Origin of the sequence: Bradyrhizobium sp. UNPF46, assembly GCF_006658625.1 — a bacterium.
Lineage (GTDB): Bacteria > Pseudomonadota > Alphaproteobacteria > Rhizobiales > Xanthobacteraceae > Bradyrhizobium > Bradyrhizobium nitroreducens.
The window spans coordinates 140087-161662 of the sequence record NZ_LFJB01000040.1 but is presented as its reverse complement, the minus strand read 5'-3'; the positions used below and the strand labels follow the sequence as shown (position 1 = coordinate 161662).

The 21576-nt window shown below is 64.9% G+C and carries 18 protein-coding genes and 1 riboswitch; of the genes, 12 read left to right on the top strand and 6 right to left on the bottom strand.

Features of this window, described 5'->3' with window-relative positions; genetic code table 11:
• Complete coding sequence (locus tag UNPF46_RS17055) at positions 1–981, top strand: NAD(P)H-dependent glycerol-3-phosphate dehydrogenase (protein WP_142250765.1); 981 nt, start codon at positions 1–3, stop codon at positions 979–981.
• Positions 982–983: 2 nt separating this feature from the next.
• Complete coding sequence (locus UNPF46_RS17050; RefSeq protein WP_142250764.1) at positions 984–1397, top strand: EVE domain-containing protein; 414 nt, start codon at positions 984–986, stop codon at positions 1395–1397.
• A 71-nt stretch (positions 1398–1468) separates the two neighbouring features.
• Here the strand turns inward: UNPF46_RS17050 and UNPF46_RS17045 are convergent, their stop codons facing one another.
• Entirely contained in the window at positions 1469–2563 is a 1095-nt protein-coding gene (locus tag UNPF46_RS17045; protein WP_142250763.1) for an adenylate/guanylate cyclase domain-containing protein, read from the bottom strand.
• Positions 2564–2664: 101 nt separating this feature from the next.
• Between UNPF46_RS17045 and UNPF46_RS17040 the strand changes: the two genes are divergently transcribed.
• Positions 2665–3120, top strand: coding sequence for an SRPBCC family protein (locus tag UNPF46_RS17040; RefSeq protein ID WP_142250762.1), 456 nt, complete (start codon positions 2665–2667; stop codon positions 3118–3120).
• 11 nt (positions 3121–3131) lie between these two features.
• Here UNPF46_RS17040 and UNPF46_RS17035 read toward each other — a convergent pair whose 3' ends face one another.
• Positions 3132–4301: a DNA topoisomerase IB gene (locus tag UNPF46_RS17035; protein WP_142250761.1), complete on the bottom strand. Its 1170-nt coding sequence runs from the start codon at positions 4299–4301 to the stop codon at positions 3132–3134.
• Positions 4302–4704: 403 nt separating this feature from the next.
• On the opposite strand from UNPF46_RS17035, the gene acs reads away from it, so the two are divergent.
• Both acs and UNPF46_RS17025 read left to right on the top strand, forming a co-directional pair.
• Positions 4705–6651, top strand: coding sequence for an acetate--CoA ligase (gene acs, locus UNPF46_RS17030; protein WP_100175323.1), 1947 nt, complete (start codon positions 4705–4707; stop codon positions 6649–6651).
• A 443-nt stretch (positions 6652–7094) separates the two neighbouring features.
• Complete coding sequence (locus tag UNPF46_RS17025; protein ID WP_100175322.1) at positions 7095–7610, top strand: L,D-transpeptidase; 516 nt, start codon at positions 7095–7097, stop codon at positions 7608–7610.
• Between the two features lie 55 nt (positions 7611–7665).
• On the opposite strand, the gene UNPF46_RS17020 is transcribed toward UNPF46_RS17025, so the two are convergent.
• From UNPF46_RS17020 to UNPF46_RS38690, 3 genes are all read right to left on the bottom strand, one after another.
• Positions 7666–8256: a thermonuclease family protein gene (locus UNPF46_RS17020; protein ID WP_142250760.1), complete on the bottom strand. Its 591-nt coding sequence runs from the start codon at positions 8254–8256 to the stop codon at positions 7666–7668.
• Between the two features lie 168 nt (positions 8257–8424).
• Positions 8425–9324 carry a methyltransferase domain-containing protein gene (locus UNPF46_RS17015; RefSeq protein WP_181769974.1) on the bottom strand — a complete coding sequence of 300 codons (900 nt, stop codon included), beginning with the start codon at positions 9322–9324 and terminating at the stop codon, positions 8425–8427.
• A gap of 641 nt (positions 9325–9965) precedes the next feature.
• Positions 9966–10136 carry a hypothetical protein gene (locus UNPF46_RS38690; RefSeq protein ID WP_181769973.1) on the bottom strand — a complete coding sequence of 57 codons (171 nt, stop codon included), beginning with the start codon at positions 10134–10136 and terminating at the stop codon, positions 9966–9968.
• A 178-nt stretch (positions 10137–10314) separates the two neighbouring features.
• Here UNPF46_RS38690 and UNPF46_RS17005 point away from each other — a divergent pair, with 178 nt between their 5' ends.
• From UNPF46_RS17005 to cysN, 4 genes are all read left to right on the top strand, one after another.
• On the top strand, positions 10315–12024 hold the full coding sequence (locus UNPF46_RS17005; RefSeq protein ID WP_100175319.1) for a methyl-accepting chemotaxis protein: 1710 nt from the start codon (positions 10315–10317) through the stop codon (positions 12022–12024).
• Between the two features lie 159 nt (positions 12025–12183).
• A complete protein-coding gene (locus UNPF46_RS17000) occupies positions 12184–13203 on the top strand; it encodes a sulfotransferase family protein (RefSeq protein ID WP_142250758.1) in 1020 nt (339 codons plus the stop codon).
• Positions 13204–13217: 14 nt separating this feature from the next.
• Positions 13218–14168 carry a sulfate adenylyltransferase subunit CysD gene (gene cysD / locus UNPF46_RS16995; protein ID WP_100180968.1) on the top strand — a complete coding sequence of 317 codons (951 nt, stop codon included), beginning with the start codon at positions 13218–13220 and terminating at the stop codon, positions 14166–14168.
• Positions 14168–16063, top strand: a complete 1896-nt coding sequence (cysN, locus tag UNPF46_RS16990; RefSeq protein ID WP_142250757.1) for a sulfate adenylyltransferase subunit CysN — start codon at positions 14168–14170, stop codon at positions 16061–16063. The genes cysD and cysN overlap by 1 nt, the downstream gene beginning before the upstream one ends.
• A gap of 39 nt (positions 16064–16102) precedes the next feature.
• Here cysN and UNPF46_RS16985 read toward each other — a convergent pair whose 3' ends face one another.
• Positions 16103–16306 carry a DUF1674 domain-containing protein gene (locus tag UNPF46_RS16985; protein ID WP_100175316.1) on the bottom strand — a complete coding sequence of 68 codons (204 nt, stop codon included), beginning with the start codon at positions 16304–16306 and terminating at the stop codon, positions 16103–16105.
• A gap of 189 nt (positions 16307–16495) precedes the next feature.
• Here UNPF46_RS16985 and UNPF46_RS16980 point away from each other — a divergent pair, with 189 nt between their 5' ends.
• The 3 genes from UNPF46_RS16980 (at position 16496) to purH (ending at position 21475) form a co-directional block, all read left to right on the top strand.
• Positions 16496–17842: an RsmB/NOP family class I SAM-dependent RNA methyltransferase gene (locus UNPF46_RS16980; protein WP_100175315.1), complete on the top strand. Its 1347-nt coding sequence runs from the start codon at positions 16496–16498 to the stop codon at positions 17840–17842.
• A 156-nt stretch (positions 17843–17998) separates the two neighbouring features.
• Entirely contained in the window at positions 17999–19717 is a 1719-nt protein-coding gene (locus UNPF46_RS16975; protein WP_181769979.1) for a heparinase II/III family protein, read from the top strand.
• Positions 19718–19775: 58 nt separating this feature from the next.
• Positions 19776–19857: riboswitch (ZMP/ZTP riboswitch) on the top strand.
• Between the two features lie 25 nt (positions 19858–19882).
• Entirely contained in the window at positions 19883–21475 is a 1593-nt protein-coding gene (gene purH / locus UNPF46_RS16970) for a bifunctional phosphoribosylaminoimidazolecarboxamide formyltransferase/IMP cyclohydrolase (RefSeq protein WP_142250755.1), read from the top strand.
• Positions 21476–21576 lie beyond the last annotated feature (101 nt).

The following is a 21576-nucleotide window of genomic DNA, read 5'->3' as shown; positions in this document are numbered from 1 at the left end:
ATGTCGGCGTTCCAATCCGTCGCGGTGATCGGCGCCGGCGCCTGGGGTACGGCGCTGACGACTGTCGCAGCGCGGGCCGGGCGCACGGTGACACTGTGGGCACGCAATGCCGACCATGCCGCGCGGATCGCCTCGACCCGCGACAATCCGCGGCTGCCCGGCGTGCGGATCGCTCCTGAGATCATCGTCACGAGCGATCTCGCCGCGGCGGCGCGCGCGGAGATGCTGCTGATCGCCACGCCAGCGCAGCATTTGCGCGGCGCGGTCAACATGCTGGCCTCGCATCTGACAGGCGAGGTGCCGATCGTCGCCTCCGCCAAGGGCATCGAGCACGGCACCCACAAATTCATGACCGACGTGATCGCGGAGGCCGCGCCGGGCGCGCAGCCGGCGATCCTGTCGGGCCCGAGCTTTGCCGACGACGTCGCCCGCGGCCTGCCGACCGCGGTGACGCTGGCGGCAAAGGACGAGGCGCTGGCCAGTCGTCTCGTGCAAGCGCTGGGCTCGCCGACATTCCGCCCCTATCACTCCACCGACATCCGCGGCGTCGAGATCGGTGGCGCCGCCAAGAACGTGCTGGCGATCGCAGTCGGCATCGCAGTCGGGCGCAAGCTCGGCGCTTCCGCCCAGGCTGCGCTGACGACCCGCGGCTTTGCCGAGCTGACGCGTCTCGGCCGAGCGCTCGGCGCGCGCAGCGAGACGCTCGCGGGCCTGTCGGGTCTCGGTGATCTCATTCTGACCTGCTCGAGCCCGCAATCACGCAACTTCGCGCTTGGCCTCGCACTCGGCCGCGGCGAGCAGCCGCCCGCCGGCAAGCTTGCCGAGGGCGAATTCACCGCGCCGGTGCTGATCGAACTCGCGGCTTCGCAAAACATCGAGATGCCGGTATCAGAAGCGGTCGCGTCGATCCTGAGCGGCCGGAGCACGATCGACGCCGCGATCTCGGGGCTGTTGACGCGCCCCTTCAAGGCAGAGGAATGAGCATGGCGTACTGGCTGGTGAAATCCGAACCATCGGTGTGGTCCTGGGACCAGCAGGTGGCGAAGGGCGCCAAGGGCGAGGCCTGGACCGGCGTGCGCAATTACACCGCGCGCCAGAACCTCGTCGCCATGAAGAAAGGCGACAAGGCGTTCTACTATCATTCCAACGAGGGCAAGGAGATCGTCGGCATCGCCGAGATCATCAAGGAAGCCTATCCCGATCCGACCGACAAGACGGGAAAATTCGTCTGCGTCGACATCAAGGCCGACAAGCCCTTGAAGACGCCGGTGACGATGGCCGCGATCAAGGCCGAACCGAAGCTGAAAGACATGGCGCTGGTGAAATATTCGCGCCTCTCGGTGCAGCCGGTGACGGCGGAGGAATGGAAGCTGGTGTGCAAGATGGGCGGGGTCTAGTCGCAGGTGCTGTAGCCCGCCAAGCGACATCCGGGATGGTCCGGTCCCGCATGGCGCTATGCTCATGCGGGCTACGATAGCAGAGCCTGCGTCGCCGGCAGCGCAAACACCTCGCAGGGCGCAGCAATGCCGCGCAGCTCGCGCATCCCAAGCGAAATCAACGGTATCTCCGTCTCGGCGGCGAGCGCACCCGACACCAACACGGTCCGTCCCAACGGCTTGCACAATCCCTCGAGGCGGCTGGCGAGATTGACGGCGGGACCGATCGCCGTGAAATCCAGCCGGTTGGCCGCACCGATATTGCCCCAGAGCATCTCACCCAGATGAAGCGCGGCACCGAATGCCAGCGGCGGTAACCCTTGAGCGCCGCGCTCCTTGTTGAGATAGACCATCCCGGCTTCGGCGGCGCTCGCGGCGCGGAGTGCGGCTTCGCAGGCGTGGCGCGGGGTCGCCTCGACCACTGGAAAGATCGCGAGCACGCCGTCGCCGATGAATTTCAGCACCTCGCCGCCGAAGGCGTGAACGGCGCCTGCGATGCGGTCGAACCAGGCGTCGAGCGCAGCGATGACCTCTCCAGGCGGTGAGGTGTCCGACAGGGTCGTGAAATTGCGCAAATCCGCATAGAGCAGCGCGGCCTGAATGGTCTCGCCGAGATCGCGCCGCAGCGGTGCCGCCAGCACCCGCTCTGCGCTGCGCTTGCCGAGATAGGCATCCAGCGTTGCCCGCAACGTGGCGCGCGCAGCGAGTACGGCGAGGGGCGTCGCGGCAAAACGCGCGGCTTCGCGCAGTTGCCCGATTTCGTCTGCGGTGAACGGACGCGGCGCGATCCAGCCAAGCAACGGCCCGTCTTGTCGCCCGACGACGTCTTCGTGCACCTCGCCGCGCGCGATATCGTGCAACCAGCGGCGACCGGCATCATTGGGCGGATCGGGTGCCAGGCCGCCAGGCGCGAAGCCGAGCGCTTCGATCACCTGACCACTGTCGGCGCGCCACAACCAGGTCCGCTTCGCGATCAGCGGATGCGGCACCTCCAGCGTCAGGGCGCCCGCCGCGAGCGGCACGCCGTCGGCGACCAGATGTGCGCCGAGTTCCGCGAGCAGGCGATCCGCTCCGGCACTGTCCGAGGCGGCATCGACAAGCCAGGCAAGGGTCGGGGACAGCTGCATGGTTCGATCATGACGAAGGCGAGCCGGGTTTGTCACGGGCAATCCTTGACGAGCCGCTTCGGCGCCGCCATGTGCAACTGTCAGCAAAGGGATATTCCCCGATGACCGAACCGTTCGTAGTGCGACGCGAGACCCAGATCGCCGCCCCGCGCGCCACCGTTTTCGCTTACCTGACCGATCCCGAGAAGATCCTGGGCTGGATGGGCTCGGACGCGACCACGGAGCCGCATCCCGGCGGGCTCTATCTGCTCAAGGGCATCGGCCCGCGCGGCGGCGTCGCCCGTGGTGCCTTTCGTGAGGTCGTGCCGGTGCATCGCCTTGCCTACACGTTCGGATGGGAAGGCGGCCAGGAAGTGCCCCCCGGCTCGAGCCTCATCGAGATCGACCTGATCGAGCGCGATGGCGGCACGTTGCTGCGCATGACCCATAGCGGGCTGCCGACCGCGGAGCAGGCGGCCGCACATGCAACGGGATGGGCGCATTATATGGAACGGCTCACGACCGCAGCCGCCGGCGGTGATCCCGGTCCCGACCGGGGCGTTTCCAACAAGGCGTAGCAGCGGGAAGGTCAGACCGCGGCGGTCGCCACCACCTGCGCCAGAAGCTGCTCGCGCCGCGCCTGCGAGCGCTGGCCCTTCATGGTCGCGGCGAAGCGCTCCAGGATGCCGTCCTCGAACGCCGTGACGATGGTGTCGTGGACGTAGCTCTTGCGGCAGATCGCCGGCGTGTTGGAGAGTTTGTCGGCGGCGGCACGGATCGCGTCCAGCACCTGCTTCTTGCGGCCGCGCTGGCTGGTCGCCGGCGTGATCCGCGACAAGGATTCAACGACCACGGCAGACGCCATCAGCGTACGGAAATCCTTCAGCGAGATCTTGATGCCGGCAATCTCGCGCAGGAAAGCGTTCACCTGCGTGGTGCTGACCGCACGCACGATGCCGTAGGCATCGCGGTACTGGAACATGCGCTTGCCCGGGACGCCCTGCAAAATGCCGATGGCGCGCACCAGCTTGGCCGCGTCGCACTCCTTGCGCACGGCCTTGCCGCCCTTCGCCTTGAAGGTCAGCACGAAGCAATCGTCTTCCAGCGTCACGTTCGACTTCAGCAGCGTGGTCGCGCCGCGGGTGCCGTTGAGGCGGGCATAGGATTCGTTGCCGGGGCGGATCGCGGTGCGGGCAATCAGCTCGATGACGGCCGAAAGCGCGAAGTCACGCGTCGGCTCGTCGCCTGACAGGAACGCCGAGACCTTGCGCCGGATTTTTGGCAGCGCGCCGACGAGCTTTTCCAGGCGATGTGCCTTGCGATGCTCGCGGACCTTCTCCCAATCGGCATGATAGCGATATTGCAGCCGGCCCGCGGCATCGCGGCCCACGGCCTGCAGATGCGAGCTCGGATCGGCGGAGTAGCGCACCTCGCGATAGGCCGGCGGCACCGCCATGGCGTGCAGCCGGCGGATGGTGCGGGCGTCGCGGATATGGGCGCCGTTGGGTCGGACGAAGGAATAGCCCTTGCCGCGCTTGATGCGGCGGATGGTCAGCTCGTTCTGGTCGCCCAGCCGGAGACCGAGCTCCTTGGCGAGCGCCTCGACGGTCGCCGCGGGGGCCTTATCGAAGACCTTTTTCGGGCTGGGACGCCGGAAAGGGGCCGGTTTCGGCCATTGTCCTAGGGTCTTGGCGAGCGCAATGGCCGCAGGATCGGCTGAAGCGGGCCGTATCGTCCCGATATTCTGCTGATCCATCATAGCCTTATGCCTTAGCCCTGTCTGTTACTTTTCAATGCCGCTGTTCTGATTTTTGTTCCGAATGGGTCTCGTTGGACCCGGGTTGGCCATTTAGGGTGTTCCGAACGCTATTGCGAGTCCCGAATCAGTGAGAGACGGTTACTGAATACCTCCCTTGGTGCATGAGGGCTCTGCACAGGCCCGATCCGCGGAGCTGAGGAAAGACCCCGAAGCCGCGCCCGTGGCCTGTTTCAGATCTGCGACAATCACAACGGGTGACCTTGATCTTCCGCATGGTCGGTGGCCCGCCGAAGGTCCAGCTTGTGCTCCTTGTCGGGTCCGGTTAGCCCGACGCATAATCAGTCAATGATCAAGTCGGCTCGCCGGTCGCCAGCATTCGGCCTGCCGCAGGTGGAGGGAAAGCATGTCCGAGAAGATCTACGACGTCCCTGCGGAGTGGGCCAAGCGCGCCTGGGTCGACCAGGCGAAGTACAAGGAGATGTACGCTCGCTCGATCTCGGACCCGAACGGTTTCTGGGCGGAGCAGGCCAAGCGCATCGACTGGATGCACGCGCCGACGAAAATCGAGAACGTCTCCTTTGCGCCCGGCAACATCTCGATCAAATGGTTCGAGGACGGCATCCTCAACGTCGCCTACAACTGCATCGACCGGCATCTCGCAAAGCGCGCCAACCAGACCGCGATCATCTGGGAAGGCGACGATCCCTCGCAATCCAAGCACATCACTTATCAGGAGCTGCACGACGAGGTCTGCCGGATGGCCAACATCCTGCGCACCCGCAACGTCAAGAAGGGCGATCGCGTCACGATCTACCTGCCGATGATCCCCGAAGCGGCCTACGCGATGCTGGCCTGCGCGCGGATCGGCGCGATCCACTCGGTGGTGTTCGCGGGCTTCTCGCCGGACAGCCTCGCGCAGCGCATCAATGACTGCCAGTCCAAGGTCATCATTACCGCGGACGAAGGCCTGCGCGGCGGCAAGAAGGTGCCGCTGAAGGCCAATGTCGACGCAGCACTCGCCAAGGCCGACGGCGTCGACTGGGTCGTCGTGGTCAAGCGCACCGGCGGCAAGGTCGACATGAACCCGACACGCGACCTCTGGTATCACGAGGCCGCGGCGATGGTGACGACGGAATGCCCGGTCGAGCACATGCACGCCGAAGACCCGCTGTTCATCCTCTACACGTCAGGCTCGACAGGTCAGCCCAAGGGCGTGCTGCATACCTCCGGCGGCTATCTCGTGTTCGCCTCGATGACGCACCAATACGTGTTCGACTATCACGACGGCGACATCTACTGGTGCACCGCCGACGTTGGCTGGGTCACGGGCCACAGCTACATCCTCTACGGGCCGCTGGCGAACGGCGCGACGACGCTGATGTTCGAGGGCGTGCCGAATTACCCGGATAATTCGCGTTTCTGGAGCGTCATCGACAAGCACAAGGTCAACATCTTCTACACCGCGCCGACCGCGATCCGCGCACTGATGCAGGGTGGCGACGCGCCGGTGAAGAAGACCTCGCGCGCCTCGCTCCGCCTGCTCGGCTCGGTCGGCGAGCCCATCAATCCGGAGGCGTGGGAGTGGTATCACCGCGTCGTCGGCGACGACCGCTGCCCGATCGTCGACACCTGGTGGCAGACCGAGACCGGCGGCATCCTGATCACGCCGCTGCCGGGCGCGACCAAGTTGAAGCCCGGCTCGGCGACGCAGCCGTTCTTCGGCGTGGTGCCCGAAATCGTCGATGCCGACGGCAAGGTACTCGAAGGCGAGACCACGGGAAATCTTTGCCTCACGCGCTCATGGCCGGGACAGATGCGCACGGTCTATGGCGATCACGCCCGCTTCGAGCAGACTTATTTCTCGACCTACAAGGGCAAGTACTTCACGGGCGACGGCTGCCGGCGCGACGCCGACGGCTATTACTGGATCACCGGTCGCGTCGACGACGTCATCAACGTGTCCGGCCATCGCATGGGCACCGCGGAAGTCGAGAGCGCGCTGGTCGCACATGAGAAGGTGTCGGAAGCCGCTGTCGTCGGCTTCCCGCACGACATCAAGGGTCAGGGCATCTACGCCTATGTCACCCTGATGGCCGGCGTGCAGCCGACCGAGGATCTGCGGAAGGAACTCGTCACCTGGGTGCGCAAGGAGATCGGTCCGATCGCCTCGCCCGACCAGATCCAGTTCGCACCCGGCCTGCCCAAGACCCGCTCCGGCAAGATCATGCGCCGCATCCTGCGCAAGATCGCCGAAGACGAGCCGGGCAGCCTTGGCGACACCTCGACCCTGGCCGATCCCGCCGTGGTCGACGATCTCGTCAATAACCGGCAGAACCGGAAGCCGGCGTAAGGCGAATTCTCGTGCCCCGGACGCAGCGCAGCGCCCCCGGCGATGCGAAGCATCGTCCGGTGCGGTGCGCTGCAGAGCCGGGGCCCATCGAGCCGCGCAACGAAGGAACTGGGTCCCGGCTCTGCGTCGCGACGCTACGCGCCGCGCCTTGTCCGGGACACGAGACTGCCTTTTGCACCGAGGCCCCGAAACAACAGCCGTTCACACCCTCACGCTCTTGTCAGGGCGCGCGGCGGCGCGGCCGCATCTTTCCCGTCGAGTGTTGTTTTCAGGTCATTTACTTTGTTTCGAACATTTCCTTTGTTCCCCCTGCTGGCTGGCCCCTGACGGCCGCGCGTGGAAACCATCCGGTTAACGGGCGCGGTTAAGATTGTCGGGACGAGCGGGCAATTGCCGGTTTTGCGTAGATTTGAAAGACCCGTTCGGGGGAAGGGGGAGAATCGATGTCGATGAGGGTTGCGGTGGCGCTGGCTGCCACCATCGGGGCGGGGGTCTTGATGTCGACGGCGGCAGAGGCGCGGCCGGAGATGGTGGGAACGCATTTGGCCGACTATTCGCCGGGCACCATTGTCGTCAAAACGAGCGAGCGGCGGCTCTATCTCATCCTCGATAACGGCCACGCCGTGCGCTATCCGGTCGGCGTCGGCAAGTCCGGCAAGCAGTGGGCCGGCACCACGCGCATCGACGGAAAGTATCGCAACCCGGCCTGGGCACCGCCGGCCGAGGTCAAGCGTGACAAGCCGAGCATTCCCGACATGATCCCGGGCGGCTCGCCGCGCAACCCGATGGGCGTTGCGGCGATGACGCTGGCCGGCGGCGAATACGCCATCCACGGCACCAACGTGCCGGGCTCGATCGGCGGCTTCGTCTCCTATGGCTGCATCCGCATGCTCAACGACGACATCACCGACCTCTACAGCCGCGTCTCCGTCGGCACGACGGTGGTCGTGACGCGCTGATCGCCGCGACCAGACCAGACGGCAAAGGGCCGCGTCCTTGGATGCGGCTTTTTTGTTACCAGAAGCGCCAGCGGCGTGCGCACCAGCCGTCGCGATGGCCGCCACCGTAGCTCCGTGCAAAACCGCCGGAGAGCAACGCCGCCGAAACGTTCGCGGTCCGCCGCGTCGCGACATCGGCGAGAACGCGACCGTATTTGTCTGGGCCGAGATTGGTGATGGTCACGCCCCCCTGGCCGAGCAGATCGCGCAAGGCGCGGGCCGCGGCTTCCGCCTTGTCCAGTTCCTCCTGGCATGACGCCTTCAGTTCGGGCGCATCGATGCCGCGCAGGCGAATCCGCGCGACGAGATCGCGTCCGTCGCGTTGATGTACGCGCGCCAGGAAAGTGTCGCCATCGATGGTGCGGATGACATCGATCGGCAGGCGATCGTCGGGATTGGCTGAGTGCTGGAGGATGATCTCGGCGTCCTGCGCGCGCTCGTCTCCCAGATGCGGAACCGGCCTGTTCGTGCCGTGCCGGAATGTGAGCACGACCGACACGACAAGCCCGATCACGAACATCCACGGCACCAGTCCGGCAAAGCGACGGCCGAATGGCGAGCCGCCGAACCGCGGCCGATAAGCATTGGGGCGATCCTGGAAACGCATCAACCGATGCTAGGGCTGAGTCGGGGATGACGGCAAGGCACGGTCGGACGCACGGCCTGCTGCCAACGCGCGCCTCGTCTGGATCGTGATCGGTCGTAAATTCCACCTATGCAGAGAACGCTATCCCAAGCGCGGCGGATAAGGCAGCCGCAACGCTCCCGTTGTCGATTAACTCACCCGCTCAACGCGCGCTGCATCTCCGATCGAGTTGGTTTTACGCCAAGCTGCATCGAGCTTTACCACGAGCCGATCGCCAGCTTCGAGGGTGACGGCCGTGGCCAGAGTGCTCATATGCTCTGCCGTCCATAGCAGATGGCTGTCGGACCAGAGTTCTTGTGTCCAAAGGATGGCATTGCATAAGCCCGGGGCGACAAGGTCCAGGCTCAACTCGCCTGGATAAGGTGCCGTTTGCGTCTCAGCAGCGTAGTTGATGTCGGCAACCTGGCTTTCACTGCTCAGTTTGCGGAACGCGCCGCGCAGATAACGATAACCTCCACTTCCCCACGATGGAGACCATTCGTAGTCAGCGCTGATGCGCGGGCGCGCCATCGTGTGTTGTAACTCCATGCGTGCCGTCTCGAACAGCGTCGTCAAGCTAAGCTGATACCGCTTCTCCATATCGGAAATGGTGCGGCGCAGATCATCTAGTTCGGTACCGGCGTCGACACCGGGCCATTCACAAGCAACACCGGAATAGCGAACCCGGTCCGGTATGATGATGCAATTCGGCCCACCGAATTGCTCGCGCAAAGCGTAAACGAGCGTCGAGCGAGCCTCGTCGACAACGAGATGATTCGTATAGACGAAGGCGATAATGGCATCGAAGCCACCATTGAGCGTGTCGCGCGACTGGGTTGTGAGATCGCCTTCGACGAAGCGGATCTTGTTTGAAAGACCATTCTCCTCGGCTAGGGCGCGCGCGAGCTCCACGTTCTCGCGATCGATCGCAACGACCTCAGAAGCGCCCGCCTTCGCAGCGAGGAACGACATGAGCCCGGTACCGCAGCCGGCGTCGAGCACGCGCATTCCGGGTCGGATGAGCCGTTCGATGGCGCGTGCAACGGCCATGGTGCGATCGACTCGTGCGAGCAGTCTGACATGCGTAATACTGGAGAACAGTGGGTTGTGAAAGGAATGGGCAGGTTTCGTGGCTGTCGACATCGGCGGAAGTCCGGGTGCTATGGTTGATTTCACTTTCCGTTCGGGTGTTGGCATCGTCTCGGAGACCGACGCTAAGCCGAAATTCTCATAACGTTGCCGGCGGTAAGATCCGTACCGGCGATTCAAGTCATAAGTTCCAATCGTGTGAGCAGCTCGGGGGCGCGGCGTATGGAACTGGTCGTCCGGCTCCGCTCAAGATTCTTTCACCTGTTCACAGGCTATTGCTATCTTAAGATGTGTCAACGACATTCGATGCCCATACCCGCCTAAGTAGATTCATCCCGCCGTCGGAATGGCCCCCGGCGCGGAGCGGAACTTAGCAAGCTACGGATTCGGATCAGGGAATTGCGACAGATGGCTCGCGTTTAGGCGCCAAATCCGCTCCACTAGCGTGGCGGATCAGAAGTTCGCAAAACCGGTGCTGCGAAAATGGGAGCGACCACCATCTCGGACGCCATCTCCGTTGGCTTGCCGCGCAGCCGGATGTCGCGGCCGCGACCACCCTTGCTGGAGGCGAATGCGCGATTCACGTCACCAACCGGTCCGGATCAATCGGCGGCTTCGTATTCTATGACTGCATTCGCACGCTGAACGAAGACGTTTCCGATCTCTGCAGCCACGTTTCGCTCGCCACCACAAATGGTCGTGGGCCGCTGACGGAATTGATGCCGCGCGGCTTGCTGTTTGCGGCGCATCCACGCACTGAACGACGCGATCATCGCCGTCACCAGCCTCGTTTCGGGTGATCACGATCGGCTGAAGCAGCGCGACCCCGTAATTCTACTACCAGATGTAACAATCTTCCGTGCCTACTTTGCATAAAGCTGCAATTCGTTTACGCGAATTTCAATTTTTGGTTGCCAACTGGCACGGGTATCTGCTGCGACGGGGTTCACGATGGCATCCTTCAAATTTCGTATCGGTACAAAGCTGGGCATCGTCTCAGCGATCAGCATCCTGCTGGTCGGTGGCATGCTGGTCAATCAGGCGCTGGGCAATCGGTCGATTGTCGCATCCAACGGCTTGTTGATTCTCAACTATCTCAACAAGGGCAATGCGCAGTCGGCGCAGACAGCGATAGCGCGGGCGCAGACAACCGCTCTTGAGATCGCGTCCGCGCAGTCAGTCGCAAGAATCGATGAGCTCCTTCAGGTTCTCCGCGCCAACGTGACCAAAGCCGACACGGAGATTGATGCCGCGCGCGATCGGGCCAAGCAACAGTTTACAAAGGATGCCTATCAGGCGGCCCGGCAAGCAGTGGATGCCTATCTGACCAGCGCCATCGAGCTTGCGGAGGCGCAAAAGCGCGTCATTGGCGCCAATGGAGGGGCCGAGGCGGAAGCGGCGAAGGCCCGCGTTCTTAACGAGCGTACATTCCCGGCGGCTGCGCAAGTCAACGCTGCCATCGACAAAGGGGTGGACATCGCCAACGAATACTCGGCCAAGCGTAAGAGCCAGGTGCTGGAGGAATTGGATTCTACCGCCAATTTCGCGCTCATAATCGGCGTGGCCGTCATATTGGCGCTGATCGGTTCCGCAGTCTTCGCGGTATTGAACATCGCCCGACCGATCCGGCATATCGGCGGTGTGCTGCTGCAGCTCGCCGACGGCAACAAGACCATCGAGATTCCCTTCACGACCCGTGGCGACGAAATCGGTGACAACGCCCGTGCGGCCCGTACCTTCAAGGACAATCTGATCCGCATCGAGCAGATGGAAGCCGAGCAGAAGGATCTGGAGGCCGCAGCCGCCGCCCGGCGCAAGGATGAGATGATGAAACTCGCCGGTTCGTTCGAAGCCGCGGTCGGCAGCATCATCAACTCGGTATCGTCAGCCTCCAAGCAACTCGAATCCGCCGCCGGCACGCTCTCGGGGACGGCAGAGGAGACGCAGCAACTCTCCGGGATGGTGGCCGCAGCTTCCGAAGAGGCCTCCACCAATGTCGGCGCTGTGGCTTCCGCCGCAGAAGAGATGAGCACGTCGGTGGTCGAGATCGGCCGGCAGGTGCACGATTCCAGCCGCATCGCCGGCGAAGCGGTGAGGCAGGCCGAGCGCACCGACGCGCAGATCAACGAATTGCTCAAGGCTGCGGGCCGGATCGGTGACGTCGTCAAGTTGATCACCGCGATTGCGGAGCAGACCAACCTGCTGGCGCTGAACGCCACGATCGAGGCGGCTCGCGCCGGCGAGTCCGGCCGCGGCTTCGCCGTGGTCGCCAGCGAGGTCAAGGCCCTCGCGGCACAAACCGCGAAGGCCACGGAGGAAATCGGCGCGCAGATCGCCGGCATGCAGAGCGCGACGCAAGACTCCGTTGGCGCGATCAAGGAGATCAGCGCCACCATCGCCAGGATCTCGGACATCTCGACGACCATCGCTGCAACCATTGAAGAGCAGGGTGCTGCGACGGCCGAGATCGCGCGCAATGTCAACGAGGCAGCGAAGGGAACCGTCGAAGTTGCGGACAAGATCGCTCAGGTCAGCCAGGGCGCCAGCGCCACCGGCGCTGCGTCCGGACAGGTGCTGTCATCGGCGCGCTCGCTCTCCAGCGAGAGCGGGCTTCTGAAAGCCGAGGTCGAGAAGTTCCTCGAGACGGTGCGCGCTGCCTGATTTGATTTACGGCGAAGCGGCGAGCATCGCGTCGATGCTCGCCCGTCGCAACCCCGGTAAATCACGGGTTTGACGACAATCAGAAAACAACTATAGGTAGGCGAGCCCCGAAAAGCGCGATCATCGTCGCCAGCGGTATCTGTTCCAGGGAGCCCCAGCATGAACAACAACCAGGTCTTCGCCGATTCCCTGCAACGAATGGCCGATCTGATACGCCAGCAGCACAGCTCGCTCGACGTCATGCCGCTCTCGCCAGTTGGCGAATTCCAAACCAGAACAGTCAGTCTCGAGACTTTGATGCGGGAAGTCACCGAGTGCCTTTCCGCAAGCTTTCGGCAGCGGCCGGCGCACGATTTTCCGATGCTGCATTTCGCATGGGGAAAATGCCGAGTCGGGTCGACGGCGCTGACCAACCTGTTTGGCACGATGGGAATGCCCTCATACTACCAGCCGGTGAAGGCCATCCTGCGCGATGCAATGGTGGGCAACTCATCGAGACCTTGGATCGTGCCATCAGCAAGCAATAGCCCGAATATCTTCAGCAAGGAGACGATGGGCCCCTATGTGCTCGCGGAATGTCTGTTCAATCCCCTACAGATATTGATTGATGCGGGCTATCCGCGACACCGGCTCCATTGCATCATGCTCGATCGCGAACCGGCGAGTTCACTGGCGTCGTGGATCGAAAAATGGTCGGACCGCGTTTCTGAAAAAACGCTGGTCCACAATTACGTTGCCGCCGCGCTCAACGCCGCGCGGGTGGAGACTTATGCCAAGCGACACGGCATTCCGGTCACCCGTTACGTGTATGAAGTGAGCAAGGAGCCCGTATCGTCGGTGCGCATCCTCTTCGACCGGCTCGGTCTTTCGAACAGCTTTGCCGAAAAGGCGGTGACGTGCTGGCGGGAGAAAGGACCGGACCAAGCGGATAACGCACGAGTTATATGGCCCAGTGAGGCGATCATCTACGACGTCCCCAATCTGCATACCTCCGATACAGCCTACCGCTACCAACGCCGCGCGACGTCCTCGCTGAGCCTGACGGTGCTGGACGCTCTTGAGTATTGCGGCGTCAATGACGTCTATCGCGCTTCGGTTGCAGGCTGCGTTGGCGATCTCTCGCTCGATACCGATACCGCCACGCACCTGTTCGGCGACTGCATGGGCACCGCCGCATGACCGGACAGATCGTCATGGAGGCCCCGCCGGCGCACGACGCGCCGGACGAGGCCCCGGCGCACCGCAGCGCCACCAGCCATCTCCGGCGCCTGGAAGCGGAGAGCATCCACATCCTGCGCGAAACCGCGGCCGAGTTTCGCAAGCCGGTGATGCTCTATTCGATCGGCAAGGACTCCTCGGTGCTGCTGCATCTGGCGATGAAGGCATTTCATCCCGGCAAGCCGCCGTTCCCCCTGCTGCACGTCGACACGACCTGGAAATTTCGCGAGATGATCGCATTTCGCGACCGCCGCGCGCACGAGCTCGGCCTCGACCTGATCGTCCATACCAACGATGACGGATTGCGCCAGGGCATCGATCCCTTCACCCACGGCTCGGCCCGCTACACCGACGTCATGAAGACGCAAGCCTTGCGGCAGGCGCTCGACCTTCACGGCTTCGACGCCGCGATCGGAGGCGCGCGGCGCGACGAGGAGAAATCGCGCGCCAAGGAGCGCGTGTTCTCACACCGGAGTGCGGCGCATCGCTGGGATCCGAAGAACCAGCGGCCGGAGCTGTGGAGCCTGTACAATACGATGCTCGCACCCGGCGAGAGCATGCGGGTGTTTCCGCTGTCGAACTGGACCGAGCTCGACATCTGGGACTACATCCTCGCCGAGAACATCCCGATCGTGCCGCTCTATCTGGCGGCAAAGCGCCCGGTGGTCGAGCGCGACGGCGCGCTGATCATGGTGGACGACGAACGGATGCCGCTGCGCCCGGAAGAAGAACCGCACCTGCGCTCCGTCAGGTTCCGCACCCTCGGCTGCTATCCGCTCACCGGCGCAACGACGTCGAACGCGGCGACGCTACCGGAGATCGTGCGGGAGATGATGGCCTCGCGCACCTCCGAGCGGCAGGGACGCATGATCGATCGGGACAGCCCCGCATCGATGGAGCGCAAGAAGGCGGAAGGCTATTTCTGATGTCCTATCACGAGGCCCCCACGATCGCCGCGTCCGATGCGCCGCGGCTGGATCGGGATGATCGTCCGACGCTGCGTTTCGTCACCTGTGGCAGCGTCGACGACGGCAAGAGCACGCTGGTCGGCCGCCTGCTGTACGATTCCAAGACGCTGCTCGACGATCAGCTCGACGCGCTCGCGTCCGAGAGCAAGATCGCCGGCACCACCGGCGGCGATCTCGATTTCGCGCTGCTGGTCGACGGCTTGCAGGCGGAGCGCGAGCAGGGCATCACGATCGACGTCGCCTACCGCTTCTTTGCCACCAGGCTGCGCCGCTTCATCGTCGCCGACACGCCGGGACACGCGCAATATACCCGCAACATGGCGACCGGTGCCTCCAACGCCGAGCTCGCCGTGGTGCTGGTCGATGCCCGCAAGGGTGTCATCACGCAGACCCGGCGCCACAGCCACATCCTGTCGCTGCTCGGCATCCGCCATGTCGTGCTCGCCGTGAACAAGATGGATCTGATCGGATTCGACGGGGATCGCTTCGCGGCCATCACGGCCGAATACCTCACCATGGCCGGACAGCTCGGAATCTCGCAGGTCCAGTGCATCCCGGTCGTGGCGCCCGACGGCGACAACATCGTCGCTCCGAGCGCGCGGATGCCCTGGTACACCGGACCAACCGTCACCGCCTATCTGGAGTCGGTCGACGTGTCCGGCGACGTCTCGCAGCGGCCGTTCCGGCTGCCCGTGCAATGGGTCAACCGGCCGAACGCGGAGTTTCGCGGCTTCTGCGGCCGGATCGCCAGCGGAACGATTGCGACCGGCGAGACCATCGCCGTGCAGCCCTCGGGCCGTCAGACGCGCGTCGCACGCATTCTCTCGCCCGACGGCGAGCGCGATCACGCTGCGGCCGGCGAATCGGTCACGCTCACATTGGCCGACGAGATCGACGTCAGCCGTGGCGACGTGCTGACGGCAGGAGCCGCACCGCAGGTCTCGGATCAGCTGGCGGCGCATCTGGTCTGGTTCGACGACGAGGCCATGGTTGCCGGCCGGCGCTATATGCTCAAATGCGGCACGGCCTCGACCGGCGCGGTCATCACGACACTCAAGCACCGCATCGCCATCGACACCATGGCGCAGGAAAGCGCCGCGACGCTCGATGCCAACCAGATCGGCTACGCCCATCTGAGCCTCGACCGGGCGCTGGTGTTCGAGGCCTATCGCGACAGTCGCGACATGGGCAGCTTCATTCTCATAGATCCGATCAGCCACCGCACCGCCGCGGCGGGGATGATCGATGTTTCGCTCCGCCGCGCCACCAACATTCATTGGCAGCGGTTGGCCGTCGACAAGTCCGTGCGGGCGCGGCTGAAGCAGCAGCGGCCCTGCGTGCTCTGGTTCACGGGGCTGAGCGGCGCCGGAAAATCCACGATCGCCGATCTCGTCGACCGCAGGCTTGCCGAGCTCGGACGCCACGCAGCGTTGCTCGATGGCGACAATCTTCGCCACGGCATCAGCCGGGACCTCGGCTTCTCCAACGCGGACAGGGCGGAGAACGTCCGTCGCGCCGCGGAGATCGCCGCATTGTTCGTCGACGCCGGCATGATCGCGCTGGTCGCGCTGATCTCGCCGTACCGCAACGAGCGCGAGCAGGCACGCCAACGGGTCGAGACGGGCGAGTTCATCGAGATCCACGTCGCGACCCCGCTCGCCGAATGCGAGCGCCGCGATCCCAAGGGGCTCTACCGGAAGGCACGAGCGGGCGAATTGCCGGCGTTCACCGGCATCGACGATCCCTATGAGAGACCGCAAGCTCCGGAGATCACCATCGACACCTCGGAGCTGTCGACCGACGCAGCCTGCGAACGCATCATCGGTTACCTCCGCGACAATCACTATCTGTAGCGTCCGGAGGCGGACACGATCCGCCGGATCGGCGATGACTCAGAAGTCGGAGGCGATGCCCTTGCGCTCCCAGTCGCCGTAGCGGGTGGGCTCGGGGCCCTTCGGGCCCTGCAGCTCCTTCGCCCTGGCCTCGCTCCCGGCCTCCGCGGCTGCGGCCTGCCGGCGCGCCTCGGCTTCGGCCAGCGCGCGCTGGGCTGCCGGCGAGAGGGGCTTGCGATCGGGAACGGGAGGCTGGTCACTCATGGCCCGGTGTTCTAGCGCAGGACGGCTTGCGGCGCGACGTCCAATAACGCATTCCTGAAATCGGGCCCGAAGGGCTGAAAAAGCCGGAAGCTATTCTTACATTTGGCATATTCGCGTGCCAGAGATTGCTTTCTCAAGGCATGCGCCCATTGCGGCGGAACTGCCGCTCGCTCAGAACCTTGCTTTTGCATGCCATCTCAACGTTTCGCCCCTCCATCCGAAGTGCCAGGCCTTGCGGCACGACGGATTGCCGCCGACATCGTCGACGGCGTGCTGCACAAGCACCGCACGCTCGACGATCAGCTCGACGGCGGCGGCGCCCATCCCGGACTGAAGACGCTGGCAGACCGCGACCGCGCGCTGATGCGGCGCCTGGTTGCCACCGTGCTGCGCCGGCTCGGCACGCTCGGCCATGTGCTGTCCCGCCTGCTGGACAAGGGCATCCCCTCCGAGGCACCGCGCGCGCAGAGCGCGCTCCTGATCGGCGCCGCGCAGATCCTCTGGATGGACGTGCCGGATCATGCGGCCGTCGATCTCTCCGTCCGCCTCGTGCAATCCGACCGGCGCGCCGCGCGCTACGCCGGCCTCGTCAACGCCGTGCTGCGCCGCTGCGCGCGCGAGGGCAAGGCGCTGGTCGAGGAGGTCGCCACGCAATCGCTGGACCTGCCGCCATGGCTGCTCGCGCGCTGGAGCGCGCATTATGGCGAGGCGACCGCACGCGACATGGCGCTGGCGCTCGGCCACGAGCCCTCGCTCGATCTCACCGTGAAGTCGGATGCCGCACAATGGGCGAGCCGCCTGCATGGCGAGACGTTGCCGACCGGGACGGTGCGGATGCTGCTGCACGGCTCGGTGACCATGCTGCCCGGTTTCGCCGAGGGACAATGGTGGGTGCAGGACGCCGCCGCCGCGCTGCCGGCCCGGCTGTTCGGCGACGTCAAGGGCAAGTCCATCGCCGATCTCTGCGCGGCCCCCGGCGGCAAGACCGCGCAACTGGCACACGCCGGCGCGCATGTCACGGCGATCGACCGCTCGCCCGCCCGGGTGGCGCGCTTACGCGAAAATCTGGCGCGGCTGTCGCTGCAGGCCGAGACCGTCGTCGCTGACGCCGTGGAATGGGCCGGTCCCGCCGAGGGCTTTGACGGTGTTTTGATCGACGCGCCCTGCACCTCGACCGGTACGATCCGCCGTCATCCCGATGTGGCCTGGCTGCGGCAGGAGTCGGACATCACCGCCCTGTCCGCGCTCCAGCAACGGCTGCTGCGCAAATCCGTGTCGCTGCTCAAGCCTGGCGGCACGCTGATCTATTGCACCTGCTCGCTGGAACCCGAAGAAGGCGAGCAGGCCGTGGCGACGCTGCTGGCCGCCGAGCCCGCGCTTCGCCGCGTCCCGATCATGGCCTCGGAGGTCGCGGGTCTCGACGAAATCATCACCGCCGACGGTGATCTGCGCACCCTGCCCTGCCATCTGCCGCACGCCGATCCCAAGCTCGGCGGGCTCGACGGATTCTTCGCAAGCCGGCTCGTTAAATCCTGATTTTGCACCGGTTTTTGCAACTCCCACACTGATTCGTCCCGTTCAGGGTGGTGTCAGGCGATCGATTTTGGGATTAATAAGGATTCGTCGGAATCCTCTCCCCCTTCAAGGCAAGGCGTGTCGGTCGCTCAACGCAGACGTATCTCGTCGCTGGTCATGAACCGCTTCGCGCGGAACATGCTCGCGCGCGCGAGCGGCGGTTCCGTTGCGTTGTCGCGGGTCTGGCCCGGCCGCACCGACCGGCTGATCATCGCGCCGCACGACCTGCGCACCGCGGATGCGACGCGCGCCGCCGAGATCTATGCCGGCCGCTTCGTCTTCGCCGGCAAGATCGTCAATTGCCACGGCCGCTCGATCTTCGATCTCGAGCCGCCGTCGGAGGACTGGGAGGTTGCGCTGCTCGGCTTCGGCTGGCTGCGCCATTTGCGCGCCGCCGACACTGCGCTGACACGGGCGAATGCGCGCGCGCTGATCGAGGACTGGATCGCCAACCCCGCCAACAAGCGTCGCCCGGTCGCGCGACGCGCCGACGTGCTGGCCCGGCGCGTGATCTCGCTGCTGTCGCAGGCGCCACTGGTGCTGGGCGAGACCGACAACAAGTTCTACCGCCGTTACTTGCGCGCGCTCGCACGCGAGATCCGCTTCCTGCGCTACACCATGGTCGACATTCCGGACGGGGTGCCGAAGCTCCAGGTGCTGATCGCGCTGTGCTACACGACGCTCTGCCTTGCCAATCAGGCACGGCACATCCGCAGCGCCTCGAAAAAACTGTCCGACGAATTGCAGCGGCAGATCCTGCCCGACGGCGGGCACATCTCGCGCAATCCGGGCGCGCTGATCGAGCTCCTGATCGACCTCTTGCCGCTGCGGCAGACCTTTGCGGCGCGCAACATCGCGCCGCCGCCGGCGCTGCTCAACGCGATCGACCGCATGATGCCGATGCTGCGCTTCTTCCGGCACGGCGACGGCAATTTCGCGCTGTTCAACGGCATGAGCGCGACGTCTTCGGATCTGCTCGCCACGCTGCTCGCCTATGACGACACCCACGGCGCGCCGATGGCGAACATGCCGCATACCGGTTTTCAGCGCCTCGATGCCGGCCAGACCACCGTGATCATCGACACCGGCCCGCCGCCGCCGGCCGGCGTCAGCCAAGACGCCCACGCCGGCTGTCTGTCGTTCGAATTATCGTCCGGCATCAGCCGCATCGTCACCAATTGCGGCATGCCGACCACGGGTCGCGACAATTGGCGGCCGTTCGCGCGCAGCACGGCGGCGCATTCGACGCTGACCTATCACGACACCTCCTCGTGCCAGTTCGTGGAGATGTCGGCGATGAAGCGGCTCCTGCACGGCTCGCCGGTCACAAGCGGGCCGGTCGAGGTCGAGAGCTATCGCGAAATCGTGCAGAACGGCACGTTGCTCACGACCTCGCATGACGGCTATCTCGCCAAGTTCGGGGCGATCCACCGCCGTGTGCTGATGATCGCCAATGACGGCGCGCGCATCGATGGCGAGGACATGCTGTCGCCGCCGCAGGGCGGACGCTTCAAGGGCGCAGATGCCGATTTCGCGCTGCGCTTCCATCTGCATCCCGCGGTGAAGGCGAGCCGGCTGTCGGATGCCCGCGGCGTCATGCTGGTTCTGCCGAACCGCGACGTCTGGACCTTCGAGGCGCTCGACGACAAGGTGGACCTTGAGGACAGCGTCTTCCTGGCCGGCAATGACGGCCCGCGCCGCACCGCCCAGATCGTGATCCGGCAGGATGCGCGGCAGGCGCCCTCGATCCGCTGGAGTTTTGTGCGTTCCACAGCTTCGCCGACGGTTACAAACGCCCGGAGAAATGCCCGGCGCGAGCCGGAACTTCCGCTGTAAACGCGCGGATTCAGCCCCATCTGAACGTTGTGAAGCACGCCGAAAACTGCTATCGAGCCCTCGTTCGCGCGACTGGCGACCTTGGATGGAGCACCATCGGGAAGCGCGACACATATCTGCCGCGCGCCTGGGCATAGACACTCCTTAAGACAGAGGATCTTGCTCATGACTGACCATCCCCGCCGCGTCACCCGCGCCCTGATTTCCGTTTCCGACAAGACCGGCCTGATCGAATTCGCCAAGGCGCTGGCCGCCCATGATGTCGAACTTGTCTCGACCGGCGGCACCGCGAAATCGATCGCCGCGGCCGGCCTCAAGGTGAAGGACGTTTCCGACCTCACCGGATTCCCCGAGATGATGGACGGCCGCGTCAAGACGCTGCATCCGAAGGTGCATGGCGGCCTGCTCGCGATCCGCGACAACAAGGAACATGCGGAAGCGATGAAGGCACACGGCATCGCGCCGATCGACCTCCTTGTCGTCAATCTCTATCCGTTCGAAGCGACGGTCGACAAAGGCGCGGGCTTCGAGGATTGCATCGAGAACATCGACATCGGCGGCCCCGCGATGATCCGCGCCGCCGCGAAGAACCATGACGACGTCGCCGTCGTGGTCGAGGCAGATGACTACAAGGCTGTGCTCGACGAGCTCGCCGCCAACAGCGGCGCGACCACGCTGAAGCTGCGCCGGCGGCTTGCCGCGAAGGCCTATGCGCGCACCGCGGCCTATGACGCCGCGATCTCGAACTGGTTCAATCGGCAACTCGAGATCGACGCGCCCGACTTCCGCGCTTTCGGCGGCAAGCTGATCCAGTCGCTGCGCTACGGCGAGAACCCGCACCAGAAAGCGGCGTTCTACGCCACCCCTGACAAGCGCCCGGGCGTCTCGACGGCACGGCAGCTCCAGGGCAAGGAGCTCTCCTACAACAACATCAACGACACCGATGCGGCCTATGAATGCATCGGCGAGTTCGACGCCAAGCGCACCGCGGCCTGCGTCATCGTCAAGCACGCGAACCCTTGCGGCGTCGCAGAAGGCGCCAACCTCGTCGAAGCCTATCGCAGAGCACTGGCCTGCGATTCCACCTCGGCGTTCGGCGGCATCATCGCGATGAACCGTCCGCTGGACGCAGATACGGCCCGCGAGATCACCAAAATCTTCACCGAGGTGATCATCGCGCCCGACGCGACCGAGGAGGCGATCGCCATCATCGGCGGCAAGAAGAACCTTCGCCTGCTGCTCGCCGGCAGCCTGCCCGATCCGCGCGCACCGGGCCTCACCGCAAAGACGGTCGCCGGCGGTCTGCTGGTGCAGAGCCGCGACAACGCGGTGGTCGACGACATGACGTTCAAGGTCGTCACCAAGCGCGCGCCCACGGACGCAGAGATGCGCGACCTCAAGTTTGCGTTCCGGGTGGCCAAGCACGTCAAGTCCAACACCATCATCTACGCCAAGGATCTCGCCACCGTCGGCATCGGCGCCGGCCAGATGAGCCGGGTCGATTCGGCGCGGATCGCCGCACGCAAGGCGCAGGATGCGGCAGCTGAGCTGAAGCTCGCCGAGCCGCTCACCAAGGGCTCGGTGGTGGCCTCGGACGCGTTCTTCCCGTTCGCCGACGGCATGCTCGCCTGCATCGAAGCCGGCGCCACCGCCGTGGTGCAGCCCGGCGGCTCGATGCGCGACGACGAGGTGATCAAGGCCGCCGACGATCACGGCATCGCCATGGTGCTCACGGGCACGCGGCACTTCAGGCATTGATTTTGCCGTCATTCCGGGGCGCGCGCAGCGCGAACCCGGAATCTCGCGCGACAGCCTCTAGATTCCGGGTTCATCGCTCCGCGATGCCCCGGAATGACGGC

Coding starts and splice junctions, on each gene's coding strand:
- UNPF46_RS17055 (WP_142250765.1), top strand. CDS start 1: ATGTCGGCGTTCCAATCCGTCGCGGTGATCGGCGCCGGCGCCTGGGGT.
- UNPF46_RS17050 (WP_142250764.1), top strand. CDS start 984: ATGGCGTACTGGCTGGTGAAATCCGAACCATCGGTGTGGTCCTGGGAC.
- UNPF46_RS17045 (WP_142250763.1), bottom strand. CDS start 2,563: ATGCAGCTGTCCCCGACCCTTGCCTGGCTTGTCGATGCCGCCTCGGAC.
- UNPF46_RS17040 (WP_142250762.1), top strand. CDS start 2,665: ATGACCGAACCGTTCGTAGTGCGACGCGAGACCCAGATCGCCGCCCCG.
- UNPF46_RS17035 (WP_142250761.1), bottom strand. CDS start 4,301: ATGATGGATCAGCAGAATATCGGGACGATACGGCCCGCTTCAGCCGAT.
- acs (WP_100175323.1), top strand. CDS start 4,705: ATGTCCGAGAAGATCTACGACGTCCCTGCGGAGTGGGCCAAGCGCGCC.
- UNPF46_RS17025 (WP_100175322.1), top strand. CDS start 7,095: ATGTCGATGAGGGTTGCGGTGGCGCTGGCTGCCACCATCGGGGCGGGG.
- UNPF46_RS17020 (WP_142250760.1), bottom strand. CDS start 8,256: ATGCGTTTCCAGGATCGCCCCAATGCTTATCGGCCGCGGTTCGGCGGC.
- UNPF46_RS17015 (WP_181769974.1), bottom strand. CDS start 9,324: ATGGCCGTTGCACGCGCCATCGAACGGCTCATCCGACCCGGAATGCGC.
- UNPF46_RS38690 (WP_181769973.1), bottom strand. CDS start 10,136: ATGATCGCGTCGTTCAGTGCGTGGATGCGCCGCAAACAGCAAGCCGCG.
- UNPF46_RS17005 (WP_100175319.1), top strand. CDS start 10,315: ATGGCATCCTTCAAATTTCGTATCGGTACAAAGCTGGGCATCGTCTCA.
- UNPF46_RS17000 (WP_142250758.1), top strand. CDS start 12,184: ATGAACAACAACCAGGTCTTCGCCGATTCCCTGCAACGAATGGCCGAT.
- cysD (WP_100180968.1), top strand. CDS start 13,218: ATGGAGGCCCCGCCGGCGCACGACGCGCCGGACGAGGCCCCGGCGCAC.
- cysN (WP_142250757.1), top strand. CDS start 14,168: ATGTCCTATCACGAGGCCCCCACGATCGCCGCGTCCGATGCGCCGCGG.
- UNPF46_RS16985 (WP_100175316.1), bottom strand. CDS start 16,306: ATGAGTGACCAGCCTCCCGTTCCCGATCGCAAGCCCCTCTCGCCGGCA.
- UNPF46_RS16980 (WP_100175315.1), top strand. CDS start 16,496: ATGCCATCTCAACGTTTCGCCCCTCCATCCGAAGTGCCAGGCCTTGCG.
- UNPF46_RS16975 (WP_181769979.1), top strand. CDS start 17,999: ATGAACCGCTTCGCGCGGAACATGCTCGCGCGCGCGAGCGGCGGTTCC.
- purH (WP_142250755.1), top strand. CDS start 19,883: ATGACTGACCATCCCCGCCGCGTCACCCGCGCCCTGATTTCCGTTTCC.